This window comes from Bacillus sp. FSL R5-0443, from assembly GCF_038608285.1.
Lineage (GTDB): Bacteria > Bacillota > Bacilli > Bacillales > Bacillaceae > Bacillus > Bacillus velezensis.
This window is the reverse complement of record NZ_CP152013.1, coordinates 569,885-584,314: the sequence shown is the minus strand read 5'-3', so window position 1 is coordinate 584,314 and position 14,430 is coordinate 569,885. Positions and strand designations below refer to the sequence as shown.

The window sequence follows — 14,430 nt, the reverse complement described above, 5'->3', positions numbered from 1 at the left end:
ATCATGAAAACGAAGGTTTTTGCGGTGGTATTGGGCGCTGTTTTAATGATTGCGGGGTTGGTTTTGGCAGAGGTTTCGCTTTATATGGAATACATCACAATGCTCGGAGCTATGATTTTTTCTTCTATATTTATGTCAGAGCCGAAAAGAAAATTTCGCGTCATCAAAGGGGTTTGACTTTTCTATTACCGCCGTCTTCGCAGGACGGCGGTTTTGTTTTGCATGTCACTCAGTCTATCCGCACAGCCGTTTCTTCTGTGCCGTCCTGATATAAAACGAAATGCGGGGCTGTTTGTGCTTTATCACCTGCAAATTCAATTTCAAGCGGCAGCGCCCTGACAAAATAACGGGTTTCCGTCATTGGGAATAATTCGAATGGAGTCTGCCCGTCTATTGTAAGATACAATCGGTTTTCTTTTACCGCCACCGATGCATGTGTGTCATCCTGAAATGAGTAATTGCCGGTAAATCTGCTGTAAATCGCAGGATCGATATCTGCTTTTTTCTGATCTGCCGGACGTTTCGGAATCACGTATGGCTGATCAAATAAGATGTTTACAGCCGCGGCAATTACAGCTTGTTCAAATTGATACGATTGTTCCATATTGCTGAGATAAATCAATGTTTTATTCTGGTCAATATATCGGATCATCAGAGTTGAATAGCCCGGCCAGCCTCCGTCGTGACTGATAACCTTCCCTTTTTGGGGGCTGTTTTGAATCATCCAGCCAAATCCGTATCCGAATTGCTCTTCTTCATTCCAATAGCCCGGTGTAAACGCTTGATCTTTAGACTCTTTGCCGATGATTTCTTCCGTATAAAGAGCTTGATCAAACAGATATAAATCTCTAATAGCGGAGTTAACGGTTCCGTCACCTTGAATTCCGTCAAGAAAGACGACATAATCAGTTTCCTCAAGTTCATCCGGCAGCACATATTCTCCGGAATGAACATCATACACATAGCCATATGCATAGTTCGGAATGTTTTCTTTACTCAGCCTTCTGTTATAAATCCGCGTATCGTGCATACGAAGCGGATGAAATACGGCTTGTTTCATAAATTCAGCAAAACTCATGCCTGTTACAATTTCTATAATAACCGCTAACACCACATACCCCGTATTACTGTAAAGCCACTCCTTGCCCGGCGGGAAATAAGCATCCGGCTTATGCTGCTTGAGCATATTGATCACATCTTGATTAACGGCAATTCTGTCCCGGTCCCAATGTGTTAAGAACAACTCCATATAGTCCGGCAATCCTGACGTATGATGGAGTAAATGCCGAATGGTAATGCCCGGATAAGGAAAATCAGGAAGCCACCGCTCTATCATATCGTCATAACGCAGCTTCCCTTGCTGCTCTAAAATGATAACGCCCAAAGCTGTAAACGGCTTCGATACTGAGGCCAATTCAAAGACCGATTGGTCATTCAGCATCCTCTTTGTTTTCAGTTCTGCAGCGCCGAATGAACCCTGGTATAAGATGCGGCCGTTTTCCGCTGCCAATACAGCGCCGTTTATTTCATGTCTTTCGTCTAAAGTGCTGAAAAGCTGTTCAAACGCTTGTTTTTTCTTTTCGTTCATTTCACGAACCTCCATATACAAGCTGATTTACCCTTTTATACGAACGGCCGCTTTAGAAGTTTCAATATTTTCCCTTTCCGGAACACCAGTCAGTATACTGCCGTTCAGGCAGCCGCGGAGGTTTGATGAATGTCTTTTATTCACACAATACTGTGCAGGCTTCGAATTCAACATGCTTCTCGTCTTTATTTGCACCGGCAATTTCCATGGTCGAAAACATCGCGCAGACGACGGCTTTGTATTCGTTCATGACGGTTTGAATTTCAATCAGGAACCGTTCAGATGAAGCCGCGTATTCCGTTACGTACTCTTTCATTTTGCCGATAATATCATCTGCCTGACGGCTGAAGCCGGCCGCCTCCAAGTCACTCTCAAACTGGTTTTTGTTGATCATATGAATATGCATTTTTTAAAGGCTCCTTTCAGCAGCATTTTGTGGTTATATCTACTGTAAAGGACAGACTTGGATAAACTTTTAATAAAATATGAACAAAATATGAATTGGCTCATCGGCCTGACCGGCGGGCTTTCGGCTGTGCTCCGTTTCATTTGGACTACATGAAATAATGACTTCTTTACTCTGTTAAAAACAGCTCATATATGATCTAATACCAGTAAAATGTTTAGGAGGCGGCCTATGTCAGCAGCAGGAAATCGGCAAAAATTTTGGGTCATGGCGATGCTTATAGCGGTCTTCACCGTGTTCGTTTTCTCTTTTTCTGAGAATCATTCACAAAAGAACTGGCACACAGCGGTTGACCAGGCGTCAGTGAATGTCTTCGGCCAGCAGATCTTTGAAAAAGACCGTCTGGCAAAAACACTCGACGCACGTGAGGCAGAATCTCTTCTGACTCTTGTGAAACTTGCAAATGCAGAACATCACATCATCTAAAAGCCATTATAAAAAGCCTGTTTCCCTTTGACAGAGGAAACAGGCTTTTTCCATGTATTATTGAGCATGTTTTTGTTCAATAAACCGGTCGATCCGGGCGAGAACATCCTTCATGTCCGTACATTCTTTAAAGCTTTCATTAATGGCTTGAATGCCTTGTTTGTATTTTCCGTTATGCAGCACTTCTTCCGCGGCAAGCTTTACCTTTTCAGCGCTCACTTCATCTTTTTGCACGGTATAGCCTGCATCCAATTCAGTCAGGCGGCGCGCAACCATCGGCTGGTCTTTATCGTGCGGGATGACGACCAGCGGCACTTGATAATGAATGCCTTCATTTACACTGTTCATTCCGCCATGCGTGACAAACGCGTCGGCCTGCTCCAGCACTTCAAGCTGCGGCACGTACGGGGCGATGATAAAGTTTTCCGGCGCCTGTTTGATTTTCGACAGATCGGCTTTTTCCCCGGCGGCAATGACTACTTTTCCTTCAAAATCTGAGAACGCTTCTATGCACAGATTGAAAAACGCTTCCGTGTCCCCGAGCACCGTTCCCATTGAGATATAAATGACTTTTTCATTCTTTAATGCGTCAATCGGGAAGTCGACGCGCCCTTTTCTCTTCGGAAAACTCGGACCGATAAATAAATACTCATCTCCGAATGTCTCACTTTCGGGCTGAAAATATCTGCTTGTATAGACGACGTTCAATTCACCTGTGTTGTTCATAAATTGAACCATGCTGTCAGGGGCGACACCGTATTTGTCTTTCATCTCGGCCAACAGCTCTTCACATTCCCTGTCCGGCTGAAACGGCACGCCCGATTCCGGGTGGAGCGGCAGTATTTTCAGACGGTCTTCATTGAACAGGAAGGATGCTGAAGAAGAGATGCCGGGAATGTTGAGATAGTCCCGCACCAGCTCTCCCGCACCGAATTTATCATAATAGACGGCGTCGAATTGAATGTCCTCTGCCAGCCGCTGCACAATATGTAAAATCTCCAGTGACGTTTTGATATGAACCTTTAAAAATGCAAGTATGCCGGACGGACTGCCGGGATCAATGGGTGTCATTCTGAGCAGATCGCTGTGAAGATGAACTTTCGCCCCTACTCCTTCCAGTCTGCTTTTGTATTTTTCCGTTGAGATATAATGAACGTGATCGCCCCGTTCGCTGAAGGCCTTTGTCATACCCAATGTCGGGTTTACGTGTCCTTCTGCGGGAAAATTGATCATCAGAATATGTTTCGCCATTTTTCAATCTCCTTTGCCTTTTTTGCGTCTCTTCCATATCCATCATAAATGACGCGGAAAAAATCATGCAAGGAACATCCGTCAGGTCTTTATGACGGTTCGATGACATCGGCAAAAAAAAGACAAGGCATTTCGCCTTGTCTATCGTGATGATTCGTCTGTTTCTTCCGCTCTCAGCACGCCTTTCAGATGTTCTTCATCATGCTTGAGATGCTCCGTCATATATTGCACGGCTTTTGTTTTGTCGCCCTTTTTTATTTCTTCAAAGACTTTCCGGTGCTCATGCAGAATAACCTCCGCACGTTCATCGCCTTTAAAATTAAGAACTCTGCAAAAATGAATCAGCACATTGACATGCTCAAGCAGCATGGCCAGCCGGCTGTTGCGGCTGAAATCCACAAGGAGCCGATGAAACGACTCGTTTAAGGAAATAATCTCAGTCTCTTTGACGCCTTTATTGATGGCTTCTTCCGTCTCCCGCAGCTGTTTTTCAATGAGGTCAATTTCACTCTCAGCCGCTTCATCAATAACCAGTTCGACCGCCAGTGATTCAAGTGACATTCTGATTTTATAAATCTCTTCAACATCCTTAACGGACAAAGAATAAATGACAAAGCCGTTTCGATCGTCTGCCGTCAGAAGCCCGTCCTTTTCAAGGAGCCGCATGGCTTCTCTGACCGGCGACCGGCTGACTCCGAAATCCTTGGCCAGCTGAGTCTCATTCAGCCGTTCACCCGGTTTAAAAATCCCGTCAAATATCATTTTTTTCAATTGGGAATAAAATTGCAGATAATACGGGATTGGCTTATCTAATTTAAAATTATCCATCTTTCCTACCTCTTCATACAATTTAGGCCTTATTGTTACCAAGATCATATAACAGTTTATCTATGGAAGCAACATTCCCGAGCTTGTCAGCATATCGGATGTGGCGTAATATGGAATTATGATGAACGACGGTCGACAGTCTGCCGTAAACCGAAAACAATTCATTCAGAGGTGACGGAAACATGAAAACATACAAGATTGCCAGCATACCGGGGGACGGTGTGGGGAAAGAAACAGTCCCTCAAGCGGAGCGGGTGTTGAACGCGATCGCCGAATTACATGGAGGCATTGCCTTTGATTTCACTTCTTTTCCGTGGAGCTGCGAGTATTATTTGGAGCACGGGACGATGATGCCGGATGATGGATTAGAAAGGTTACAGCACTTTGATGCTTTGTTTTTGGGAGCGGCGGGGAATCAAAAACTCGTCCCCGATCATGTTTCGCTGTGGGGGCTGCTCATCAAGATACGCCGGGAATTTGAACAGGTGATTAATGTGCGGCCGGCGAAGCTCCTGCCGGGAATCACTTCCCCCCTCGTTAACCCGAAAGATTTTGATCTGATAGTCGTCCGCGAAAACAGTGAGGGCGAGTACAGCTCTGTCGGCGGCAGAATCTATCAGGGTGAGGACGAAATCGCCATACAAAACGCGGTCTTTTCCCGCCGGGGTACGGAAAGAGTGATGCGGTATGCTTTCGAACTGGCGGCAAGTCGGCGGAAACACGTCACAAGCGCGACGAAATCAAACGGTATTGTTCACTCGATGCCGTTCTGGGATGACATCTTTAAAGAGGTCAGCCGTGAGTACGCCGGGATTGAGACGGATTCCCAGCACATCGATGCACTGGCGGCCTTCTTTGTCACGCAGCCGGAACGCTTCGATGTCATTGTCGCTTCAAATCTGTTCGGAGATGTGCTGACAGATATCGGCGCGGCGATTATGGGAAGCATCGGAATCGCTCCCGCAGCCAACATCAATGTAAACGGCAAATATCCTTCCATGTTTGAGCCTGTTCACGGCTCCGCCCCGGATATTGTCGGAAAAGGAATTGCCAATCCTATAGGCCAAATATGGACGGCGAAATTAATGCTCGATTCATTCCGAGAAGAGGAACTGGGCCATCTCCTCTTACAATCTATTGAAACGGTCACAAACAGCGGCATTCTGACTCCTGATGTCGGCGGAAAACATACAACGGAAGATGTCACTTCCGCTATTATTTCTCAAATCAAGAACAGATAATACGAAAAAAACCGCGGGCAGGAAAACTGCACAGCGGTTTTTTTCGTCTCAGACGGGACGGATCGCGCAGAAACAGGCCGATTCACCTGTGAAGCCCGCAATACGGCCTGATTGATCCTTTTCTACAGAAAAAAACCGCTGTATATCACGAGGAGCATCCAGCATCTGCTTTTCCAGTAATGCGGCTTTCTCTTCAGTCAGGCCTGCCCGTTCACACCAGACGGTAAATTGAAATGGTTTCAAAAAGCAGACAGCGGATTCAATCCGGAAGCCGGCTGTCTCCAGAAAACGGAGCCATTCTGTTTTTTTCCACGCCCGAAAGTGGCTCTGATCCCGTCTCTTCTCAATGTCATTATAAAAATGGTCATATTCATCCTTTTCAGGTGCGGTATTGTCAATGAGAAGCAGTCTGCCGCCCGGTTTGACAACCCGAAACGCTTCATGAACAAAGGCTCTGACATCGGGAAAATGATGCGCCGCGATTCTGCATGTGACGATATCGAAAGCAGCATCGGAAAACGGCATCTTTTCAGCATCGCCTTTTTCGAATGACACGTTCGTCCATCCGTTTCCGGTTATAAATGCTTCAGCGGCTGCTAACATTTCTTCCGTGAGGTCATAGGCGATAACAGAGCGTACGAGAGGAGCGAGAGCGTTAGCCGTATGTCCGCCTCCCGTCGCGATATCCAGCACGTCCATATGCTTTTCGGCACCGGAAGCTGAAACGAGATACGCCAAATCCTCTCCTGCGGCGTGTCCTGGACTAGTCACATATTTCGCGGCGTTTTTGGCAAATTGCCGCTGCGCCTGCTGTTTAATTGAATCCTCCATTATACTCGGGCCCCCTTTTCTTTCTGATTGCTGCCTTAATCAAAATAAACGGGTTCGTCCGGATGTTTGAGATATGCAAACATCTTTTCAATCTGACTTTTTGTATTGCGGGCTTCAGATAGCGGCGGCAGTTCCGTTTCCGCAAAAAAGCCGGCGGCGCTTGTTTCTGTTCCCTCCCTGATCCGGCCGCCGATGATCTCGCATTTGATAAACACTTTGTAAACGTGGGCGGCGGACGGCGGATGGGAATGGCATTTCTTATCCATTACAGCTAACAGTTTAACGGGCTTTACGTCGATTCCTGACTCCTCTTTTACTTCTTTGACAGCGGTCTCGCCCGGAGAAATCCCGATATCAGCCCATCCGCCCGGCAGCGCCCATCTGCCGTCGCTTTTCTCTCTTACCATTAATATGCTCTGATCTTTAAAAACTGCCGCTCTGATATCAACTTTCGGAGTGGGATAGCCCGTGTCACCGGCGAATACGTCTTTGATGACCCTTTTGTCGGTGCCGGTATGATGCGCCATGATATCCACGCTTATTTTTCTTATTTCTTCAAATCTCTCAATATCATATATGTCTTTGGAATAAGCCAGCCCCGCTTGCGCCGCGGATTGAAGCTGTTTTGCCCAATCTAGCCATTTTGGCTCCATTTTTTCACCGCCCGTTATGTTAATTGACGAAACCCCAAGAGTCAGGATATTGCACCTTGAGAGTACCGGTGCCCATGATCCGTTTCTGCTCCTTGTTTTCTGTGTATGACGGAGCGAATCCTGCCGGAAAATCAGAAAAAAGCCATTCATTTGCTGAATGGCTTTTTTTCATTTTCTATTTTTCTTTCATGACGAGAACGACGCCTGAAACAATAAGAGCCGCTCCGATCCAGAAGGTTCCTCCGATCGTCTCTCCCAGCAGCAGCCAGCCGAGCAATGTCCCGGAAAGCGGCTGAAAGAAGAAAAACAGACCGCCGCTTGCCGCATTCAGTAATTGCAATCCGCGATTCCAAAGCATGAACGCGCAGGCGGTTGAGATCACACCCAGATATAAAAGTCCGCCCCATATCTCAGGCCGGGCAAGCTGAGACAAAGGAATCTCCCGAAGCGGGCCCGCTGTAAACGGGGTCAGGATGACAAATGCGACGCAAATGGAATACGTTGTGACGACAAGCGGTGAGTAATGGCCCGGAACCCGTTTCATCAGCACGGACATCAAAGCCCATGTCAGCGCCGCAGCCAGAAGCGATAGACCGCCGAGCTGGCTCGACATATTGAGATCTCCGTTCCCCACAATGAGCAATACTCCGATCGTCGCCAGCCCTGTCGATATTCCTTTTTTCAGCGTTAACCGTTCTTTCAACATCAGCCGGGCAAATACAACCATAAATGCGGGAGTGGATGCCGTAATAATCGCACCCATCTGCGCGGTTGATAATTTCGTGCCGATTTCCTGCGTGACGATCGAAACCGTGTTGCCGATCAATCCGATCGCAGCGATCAGTAATAAATCACGTTTATGAACTTTCCAGGATTGGCGTGTAAATAAACTGAGAATCAAAAGCGAAAGAAGCGCCACCGCATATCTCAGCCATACCAGTTCAAGCGGCGGAATGACCGCTACCACAACTTTTACAACGACATACATACCGCCCCAGATACTGGCGGCCAATGCCAAATAAATCGAACCGAACAATGTATTTTTCAATTTGATGCACCCTCCGTTATCATATTAGGTCACGTCATATGCCCTAACGGAGAGAAGCGCAGTCACTTTCCTCCATTAAGGGCGGAGAAGTGCTGCCGGTACATCATGTTCAAATAAGGGCGCTAGAAACATATCGTTTTTCACCTCAATTGCAAACTGATTTTTCTCATTATACAAGGTTTGTTAAAAGACGTAAATGAACGGCGGCATCGGCTTTATGGATTGCGGACTTGCAGCTGGATTCTTGTGATCTGATTGTCAAACCCGTCCGCCACAACCTCATCAAGCATATATTCTTCATATGCATAATCGCCCATTTCCAGCCCATACTCTTCAATAAACTGCATGATGCTGCGGTAAGCCGCTTCCGCTTCATCCCCTATTTGGTACCCGACGGCATAAAGCCCTTTCGGCTTGATATGGAGGTCTCTATTCTCTATGCCTTCTTCTGTCTTCATATAAAAATGGGTGTAGTTGTAGAATTCTTTTTTCAGAATCTGCTCCCGCGCAAACAGTCCGCCGACCGGATGCCCCTGATCGAGCTCATGTACCCGCATATAGCGGATCAATTCTGAAATGGCGGCAGTATATTGCCGTTCTGGCAAATGGAGTACGGGCCGTCCTATCATAAGTGTCTCTTCATCTAATCGCTGCAATGAGACGGAGGAAAAGTCTGTCTCCAAGGCTTGTTCGGTCAGCTTCACCTTTGTCCGAATCATCCTTTGCAGGTGCTCCAGCTTTTTGATTTTGCTTTCGATTTCTGAAGATTTCTCTTTTAAAAGCGTGATGATACCCTCAGGGGTTTTGTCTGTTAAGAGCGGTTTGATCTGCTTCAAGGGAACGCCGACTTCCTTAAACAGACCGATGACCTGAAACAGTTCGAATTGATGATAGGAATAGTATCTGTATCCGTTCGCTTTTTTGATTTCCGGAGAAAGCAGGCCGATCTCGTCATAATGGAACAGGGTTTGTTTTTTTACGTGGCACAGTTTTGCAAATTCACCCGTTGTGAAGTATTTTCTGACGTCTTCGCTCATAATGCCTCCTTGACTATACGGTAACCATATCCTTTATGATGATCATTGTATCCGAGAGAAGGCTGATTCACAAATGGCTTACGCAATGAAAGCTTTACCGTCTCAAAAAAAGCGGAAGAGGAGTATCAAGTATGACGATTGAAATCAGAACAGTCACGGAAGAAAACCGTGCCGATATACTGGCGCTTCATGTAAGTGAAAGCCAGACTTCATTTATTGAAACCGCGGAAGAGTGCTTACAAGATGCTGAGGATTGCCGGCATTATCAGCCGGCCGGTCTTTATGTTAACGGGGAATTGGTCGGCTTTGCCATGTACGGATGGTTTCCGGAATATGATGAGGAAAATGAAAACGGCAGAGTGTGGCTTGACCGTTTTTTTATTGATGAACGCTATCAGGGACGGGGATTGGGCAAGCTGTTGCTTGATGCCCTAATCCGTCATCTCACTCAAATATATGATTGCAGACGGATTTATTTAAGCCTGTTTGAAGATAACGTCCACGCATTGCGGCTTTATCAAAAATTCGGCTTCTTATTCAATGGAGAGCTGGACTTCAATGGTGAAAAAGTGATGGTGAAAGAGCTGTAAACCCTCTGTATAAAAGCAATTCGGCTTCTTGCCAATACCTTAAATTTGAGGTAACATAAAGATATTAGACGACGGTCGACGGACTACGGTCGATTATTAAAACCTGATACAGCGGAGCGGAACATGGTGATCAGGCATCTAAATGGAGGAGAAGATTGTGCTTATTATACTCGTTATGTTTCTTCTCGGGATTATTCTCGGGTTTATCGGCGCCGGGGGAGCCGGTTTTGTCATTGCACTTTTAACTATACTGTTTCACGTACCGATTCATACGGCTTTAGGCACCTCCCTTGCCGGAATGGCTTTCACAAGTTTATCGGGGGCATTCAGCCACTACCGTGAAGGCAATATTCAGATGAAAATCGGCCTCATCGTCGGCGTTTTTGCGGCATTCGGTTCGTTTTTCGGGGCAAGGCTTACTTCCCTTATCCCCGCAGATTTGCTGCATTACTTGACGGCGGGCATGCTGTTTTTATCTGCTCTGCTTATTTTAGTCCGGTTATTTATTGTAAAAGAAACACAAGAAGATTCCGGACAGCAAAGCAATCTGAACATATGGGTGAAAGCCGTTGTACTCGGTGTCATCGCAGGAATCTTGTCCGGAACGTTCGGGATCGGCTCTGCCCCTTTCATCCAAATCGGCTTAATGATTCTTTTGCGCTTATCCATCCGCCAGTCGGTCGGCACCACCATGCTTGTCATTATCCCGCTTGCGGTCGGCGGAGGACTCGGTTATGTGACGGAAGGATTTGTCGATTATATGCTGTTGGTCAAAGTGCTGATCGGAACGATGTGCGGCGCATATGTCGGAGCGAAATTCACCAACCTCGTGCCGAAAGTCATTCTGAAATCAGCCATCTTTTTAACACCGGCCATCGCCGGTCTCATGCTTTTATTTTAAACTGAAACGGGAGGCGGCCGCCTCCCGTTTTGTTCTGTTCTTCATCTGTTTTCGAAGAGCTTTTTCAGCTTTGCTTCCGTTTCGGTATGATCTACCGGCGTATACACACTGCAACGCAGATCACTGTTGCCCTGAACCTGAAATGAAGTCAGGTTAAAGACCATTTTTCCCGCCTTCGCGTGGCGGAACTCAATTAATACTTCGGGTGCCGAGCTGACTTCGCTCTCATTCCACAGCGTATGAAATTCCGAATACGTTTTCTCCATTTCTTCTATAAACTGAGAATACCACGTATCAGCTACATACTGGCCGTAATACGTTCTGAAAATGGCGATGAATCCTTTCACAAAGTGCTCCCAGTTCACGGCTAAACTTCTTAATTCTTTTCTGGAAAACAATAGCTCTATGAGATTCCGCTTTTCAGGAGGAATTTGTTCAAAATCTAAAAACACGTGCGCCGCAGCCTGGTTCCACCCTACGATATGACACCGCCTGTCCGAGATAATGGTGGGACAATAACGGAGCTCCTGCAGGATTTTTGAAAGGGACGGGCTGATAACCGCTTCTTCCTCCGCAGCAAACGGCTGCTTCACGCCCTCCTCAATGGCAAGCGCGTATAAATAATTTCTCTCATCTTTGTTCAGCTGCAGCGCATCGGAAACGGCGTCCAATACGGCTGCGGACACTTTAATGTCTCTGCCCTGCTCCAGCCACGTATACCACGTGGTGCTTACGCCGGCTAATTGCGCGACCTCTTCTCTTCGGAGTCCGGGCGTTCTTCTCCGTGTGCCCATCGGCAGCCCGGCCATCTGCGGAGAAATTTTGGCCCGCTGCGTTTTTAAAAACTCTGAGAGCGCCTGCAATCTTCCTTCTGGTATCATACCGAATCTCTCCTCTCTTACCCTGGTATTTATTATACTAGGATAATCAACAACTTGTAATAGGATAATTGCGAGTTACAATAAATACATACCGAAGGAGGAATGACCATGAAAAGAGTTGTGATCACCGGAATGGGAGTGATTTCACCTCTCGGCAATGATGTGCATACATTTTGGAAACACCTGACGGAAGGAAAATCGGGAATCTCTTTCATCGATTCGTTTGATGTCTCCGGCTCAAAGACAAAAATAGCCGGTACCGTCCGTGATTTTGACGCAGAAGAAAGATGGGGCAGAAAAGAAGCGAGACGGCTTGACCGTTTCAGCCAGTTTGCTTTAGCGGCAGCGGAACAGGCGCTTGAAAGCTCCGGGATTCAGCTCGATCAGATTGACCGTGAACGCCTCGGCGTGTACGTCGGCTCGGGAATCGGCGGCATCACGACTTTGATTGATAATGTTCATACTTTAAATGAACGGGGAGCGCGAAAAGTGAGCCCAAGCCTTGTCCCCATGATGATCTCAAATGCGGCCGCCGCTCAAATCAGTATCAGATTAGGCGCGCTCGGCCCCTCACTTTCTCCCGTCACCGCGTGTTCCATCGGCAATACGTCGATCGGGGAAGCATTCAACGCCATCCGGAATGATGACGCAGATATCATGTTTGCCGGGGGAGCGGAAGCGGCGATTACGAATTTGTCATTAGCCAGCTTCGGCAATGCCCACGCGCTGTCAGCGAGAAACGAAGACCCCGCCGCGGCAAGCCGGCCGTTTGACGCGGATCGCGATGGATTTGTCATGAGTGAAGGCGCGGGCATCTTAGTATTGGAATCATTGGATAGCGCAATCGGCAGAAATGCCCCGATCCTTTGTGAGGTGCTCGGCTACGGTGCGAGCTCTGACGCCTATCATATGGTGGCCTCCCATCCGGAAGGAACGGGCGCATACCTGGCGATGAAAAACGCTTTGAAAAAGGCGAACGTTTCAGCGGAAGACATTGATGTCGTAAGCGCCCATGCGACAAGCACAAAAGCCGGAGATCTTTCTGAAACGTTGGCCATCAAGACATTATTCGGGGAGCTTGCCTATGACATTCCGGTCACGGCCAACAAATCAATGCTCGGCCACATGCTTGGCGCGGCAGGCGGCGTTGAAGCCATCGCTTTGACAGAGAGCCTGCGACACGGCATCATTCCGCCGACGATCAATCTGCAGCACCCTGATTCGGCATGTGATTTGGACTATGTGTCAGAAGGACCCCGCCATCAATCGTTAACGATCGGCCTTTCCAACTCATTCGGCTTTGGCGGGCATAATTCGGCGATCGTGCTGAAGAAATATGAATAACGGGCATCAAAAAAAGGAGTGAATCATTTCACTCCTTTTTTGCTTTCTCCGGTTTTGTTGTTAAGGCGAAAAAAGCGATGGAACCGATAACGGATGTCGTGAACATAATTGCCCCCATCGGCACGGCCGTCGCTTCATTCATCCCCACAAGCGGCGACACGATGGAACCGAGAAGAAGCGGAAGCATGCCGAGCAGTGCGCTTGCGCTTCCCGCGCGGTGTCCCTGCTTTTCCATCGCCAATGTAAAGGTGCTTGTCAGCGTCATGCCGATCGTAATCATATAAATAAAAATTGAAATCACCAGCGCCGCCAGCGGCCCGTGAATGATCGTCATGACGAGCAGAACGGCAGTCGCCGTCATCGCTGTAATCACGCCGATTCTCAGCAGGCTTTTTTCGTGAATGATCCCGCCGAAACGCCCGATGATAAAGCTTCCGGTAATGATCGCCAGACCGTTTATGCCGAATAAAACACTGAATACCTGAGGCGATACTCCGTAAATGTCCTGATACACGAAAGGCGTTCCGGAGACATACGCAAAGCTCCCGCCGTGAATAAAACCGACCGTCAGCGCATAACCGATAAATGACCGATCCTTCAGCAGGCTTCCCATTGTCCGCACGGAATTTCCGATGGAGCTCGGAGTCCGCTTTTCCGGCGGCAGGGTTTCTGTCAGCTTGAGCGCAATGATGAGAACAAGCAAAAACCCGATAAAGGTTAAAAAGAGAAAAATCGTATGCCATGATGCAAACGGAAGCAGTAAAATCGCGCCTCCCGTCATCGGCGCCACCATCGGCGCGACGGCGGTAATGACCATCAGCAGCGAGAAAAATTTAGAAAGCTCTCTTCCCGTAAACACATCTCTGACGATTGCACGGGATAAAACGAGTCCTGCCGAAGCGGTGAATCCTTGAAGAAAACGGGCAATCACTAGTGTCACAATGTTCGGTGCAAGCGCGCAAAACAGAGAAAACAACGCAAATAAAAAAATACATAGTAATAACGGTTTTCTTCTTCCCTTCGCGTCACTTAACGGGCCGACAACAACCTGTCCGATTGTCAGTCCGATCAGACATGCGGTTAAACTGAGCTGGACAAGCGATGCGCGGGCGCTTAAATCTTCAGCGATTTCAGGGAAACTCGGCAGATACATATCTATATTGAGCGGCCCCAGTATCGCAAGCATTCCGAGAAGAAAAGCCAGCGCAAGCCGCTCCTTACCGGTCGGATTATGCAGCATATCGTTCCCACCTTTCCTTTGTCAATCTCTCAAAACATTTGTATATTGTATCATAATTTTTTCTTTATTTTTAAAAGTTTTCAAAGGGCATAAAAAAACCAAGGG

At 47.4% G+C, this 14,430-nt stretch carries 16 protein-coding genes; 6 read left to right on the top strand and 10 right to left on the bottom strand.

Annotation, left to right across the window (positions count from 1 at the left end; all coding sequences use genetic code 11):
• Positions 1-3 precede the first annotated feature (3 nt).
• Positions 4-177, top strand: a complete 174-nt coding sequence (locus NYE28_RS03070) for a hypothetical protein (protein ID WP_007409301.1) — start codon at positions 4-6, stop codon at positions 175-177.
• Positions 178-229: 52 nt separating this feature from the next.
• Here the strand turns inward: NYE28_RS03070 and NYE28_RS03065 are convergent, their stop codons facing one another.
• Entirely contained in the window at positions 230-1,588 is a 1,359-nt protein-coding gene (locus NYE28_RS03065) for a serine hydrolase (RefSeq protein WP_043021475.1), read from the bottom strand.
• A gap of 136 nt (positions 1,589-1,724) precedes the next feature.
• A complete protein-coding gene (locus NYE28_RS03060) occupies positions 1,725-1,994 on the bottom strand; it encodes a hypothetical protein (protein WP_007409303.1) in 270 nt (89 codons plus the stop codon).
• 231 nt (positions 1,995-2,225) lie between these two features.
• Between NYE28_RS03060 and NYE28_RS03055 the strand changes: the two genes are divergently transcribed.
• Positions 2,226-2,480 (top strand): hypothetical protein, encoded by a 255-nt coding sequence (locus tag NYE28_RS03055; protein WP_007409304.1) that lies wholly within the window; start codon positions 2,226-2,228, stop codon positions 2,478-2,480.
• A gap of 57 nt (positions 2,481-2,537) precedes the next feature.
• On the opposite strand, the gene NYE28_RS03050 is transcribed toward NYE28_RS03055, so the two are convergent.
• Together NYE28_RS03050 and NYE28_RS03045 are read right to left on the bottom strand one after the other, a co-directional pair.
• Positions 2,538-3,731 carry a macrolide family glycosyltransferase gene (locus NYE28_RS03050; protein ID WP_337681266.1) on the bottom strand — a complete coding sequence of 398 codons (1,194 nt, stop codon included), beginning with the start codon at positions 3,729-3,731 and terminating at the stop codon, positions 2,538-2,540.
• A 141-nt stretch (positions 3,732-3,872) separates the two neighbouring features.
• Positions 3,873-4,559: an FCD domain-containing protein gene (locus NYE28_RS03045; RefSeq protein WP_020955411.1), complete on the bottom strand. Its 687-nt coding sequence runs from the start codon at positions 4,557-4,559 to the stop codon at positions 3,873-3,875.
• 182 nt (positions 4,560-4,741) lie between these two features.
• Here NYE28_RS03045 and NYE28_RS03040 point away from each other — a divergent pair, with 182 nt between their 5' ends.
• Positions 4,742-5,800 (top strand): tartrate dehydrogenase, encoded by a 1,059-nt coding sequence (locus tag NYE28_RS03040; RefSeq protein ID WP_160222887.1) that lies wholly within the window; start codon positions 4,742-4,744, stop codon positions 5,798-5,800.
• A 48-nt stretch (positions 5,801-5,848) separates the two neighbouring features.
• Here the strand turns inward: NYE28_RS03040 and NYE28_RS03035 are convergent, their stop codons facing one another.
• The 4 genes from NYE28_RS03035 to NYE28_RS03020 all read right to left on the bottom strand — a co-directional run bounded on the left by NYE28_RS03035 (position 5,849) and on the right by NYE28_RS03020 (position 9,369).
• Positions 5,849-6,631, bottom strand: a complete 783-nt coding sequence (locus tag NYE28_RS03035; protein WP_076425597.1) for a class I SAM-dependent methyltransferase — start codon at positions 6,629-6,631, stop codon at positions 5,849-5,851.
• Between the two features lie 35 nt (positions 6,632-6,666).
• A complete protein-coding gene (locus NYE28_RS03030; protein ID WP_059368361.1) occupies positions 6,667-7,284 on the bottom strand; it encodes an NUDIX hydrolase in 618 nt (205 codons plus the stop codon).
• A 175-nt stretch (positions 7,285-7,459) separates the two neighbouring features.
• The gene (locus NYE28_RS03025) at positions 7,460-8,332 is read right to left on the bottom strand and encodes a DMT family transporter (protein ID WP_015239274.1); all 873 of its coding nucleotides are present in this window, start codon (positions 8,330-8,332) and stop codon (positions 7,460-7,462) included.
• A 215-nt stretch (positions 8,333-8,547) separates the two neighbouring features.
• Positions 8,548-9,369, bottom strand: coding sequence for a MerR family transcriptional regulator (locus NYE28_RS03020; RefSeq protein WP_032866761.1), 822 nt, complete (start codon positions 9,367-9,369; stop codon positions 8,548-8,550).
• 131 nt (positions 9,370-9,500) lie between these two features.
• Between NYE28_RS03020 and NYE28_RS03015 the strand changes: the two genes are divergently transcribed.
• Together NYE28_RS03015 and NYE28_RS03010 are read left to right on the top strand one after the other, a co-directional pair.
• A complete protein-coding gene (locus tag NYE28_RS03015) occupies positions 9,501-9,959 on the top strand; it encodes a GNAT family N-acetyltransferase (protein WP_025284334.1) in 459 nt (152 codons plus the stop codon).
• A gap of 157 nt (positions 9,960-10,116) precedes the next feature.
• Entirely contained in the window at positions 10,117-10,860 is a 744-nt protein-coding gene (locus NYE28_RS03010) for a sulfite exporter TauE/SafE family protein (protein ID WP_015416927.1), read from the top strand.
• A gap of 41 nt (positions 10,861-10,901) precedes the next feature.
• Here NYE28_RS03010 and NYE28_RS03005 read toward each other — a convergent pair whose 3' ends face one another.
• Positions 10,902-11,741 carry a helix-turn-helix transcriptional regulator gene (locus tag NYE28_RS03005; RefSeq protein ID WP_007409314.1) on the bottom strand — a complete coding sequence of 280 codons (840 nt, stop codon included), beginning with the start codon at positions 11,739-11,741 and terminating at the stop codon, positions 10,902-10,904.
• A gap of 108 nt (positions 11,742-11,849) precedes the next feature.
• Here NYE28_RS03005 and fabF point away from each other — a divergent pair, with 108 nt between their 5' ends.
• On the top strand, positions 11,850-13,085 hold the full coding sequence (gene fabF / locus NYE28_RS03000) for a beta-ketoacyl-ACP synthase II (protein ID WP_085341777.1): 1,236 nt from the start codon (positions 11,850-11,852) through the stop codon (positions 13,083-13,085).
• Positions 13,086-13,113: 28 nt separating this feature from the next.
• Here the strand turns inward: fabF and NYE28_RS02995 are convergent, their stop codons facing one another.
• A complete protein-coding gene (locus NYE28_RS02995) occupies positions 13,114-14,325 on the bottom strand; it encodes a Bcr/CflA family efflux MFS transporter (protein WP_085341776.1) in 1,212 nt (403 codons plus the stop codon).
• Positions 14,326-14,430 lie beyond the last annotated feature (105 nt).

Bases quoted from the DNA above. Each gene is read 5' to 3' on its own strand.
- NYE28_RS03070 (WP_007409301.1), top strand. From the start codon at position 4: ATGAAAACGAAGGTTTTTGCGGTGGTATTGGGCGCTGTTTTAATGATT.
- NYE28_RS03065 (WP_043021475.1), bottom strand. From the start codon at position 1,588: ATGAACGAAAAGAAAAAACAAGCGTTTGAACAGCTTTTCAGCACTTTA.
- NYE28_RS03060 (WP_007409303.1), bottom strand. From the start codon at position 1,994: ATGCATATTCATATGATCAACAAAAACCAGTTTGAGAGTGACTTGGAG.
- NYE28_RS03055 (WP_007409304.1), top strand. From the start codon at position 2,226: ATGTCAGCAGCAGGAAATCGGCAAAAATTTTGGGTCATGGCGATGCTT.
- NYE28_RS03050 (WP_337681266.1), bottom strand. From the start codon at position 3,731: ATGGCGAAACATATTCTGATGATCAATTTTCCCGCAGAAGGACACGTA.
- NYE28_RS03045 (WP_020955411.1), bottom strand. From the start codon at position 4,559: ATGGATAATTTTAAATTAGATAAGCCAATCCCGTATTATCTGCAATTT.
- NYE28_RS03040 (WP_160222887.1), top strand. From the start codon at position 4,742: ATGAAAACATACAAGATTGCCAGCATACCGGGGGACGGTGTGGGGAAA.
- NYE28_RS03035 (WP_076425597.1), bottom strand. From the start codon at position 6,631: ATGGAGGATTCAATTAAACAGCAGGCGCAGCGGCAATTTGCCAAAAAC.
- NYE28_RS03030 (WP_059368361.1), bottom strand. From the start codon at position 7,284: ATGGAGCCAAAATGGCTAGATTGGGCAAAACAGCTTCAATCCGCGGCG.
- NYE28_RS03020 (WP_032866761.1), bottom strand. From the start codon at position 9,369: ATGAGCGAAGACGTCAGAAAATACTTCACAACGGGTGAATTTGCAAAA.
- NYE28_RS03015 (WP_025284334.1), top strand. From the start codon at position 9,501: ATGACGATTGAAATCAGAACAGTCACGGAAGAAAACCGTGCCGATATA.
- NYE28_RS03005 (WP_007409314.1), bottom strand. From the start codon at position 11,741: ATGATACCAGAAGGAAGATTGCAGGCGCTCTCAGAGTTTTTAAAAACG.
- fabF (WP_085341777.1), top strand. From the start codon at position 11,850: ATGAAAAGAGTTGTGATCACCGGAATGGGAGTGATTTCACCTCTCGGC.
- NYE28_RS02995 (WP_085341776.1), bottom strand. From the start codon at position 14,325: ATGCTGCATAATCCGACCGGTAAGGAGCGGCTTGCGCTGGCTTTTCTT.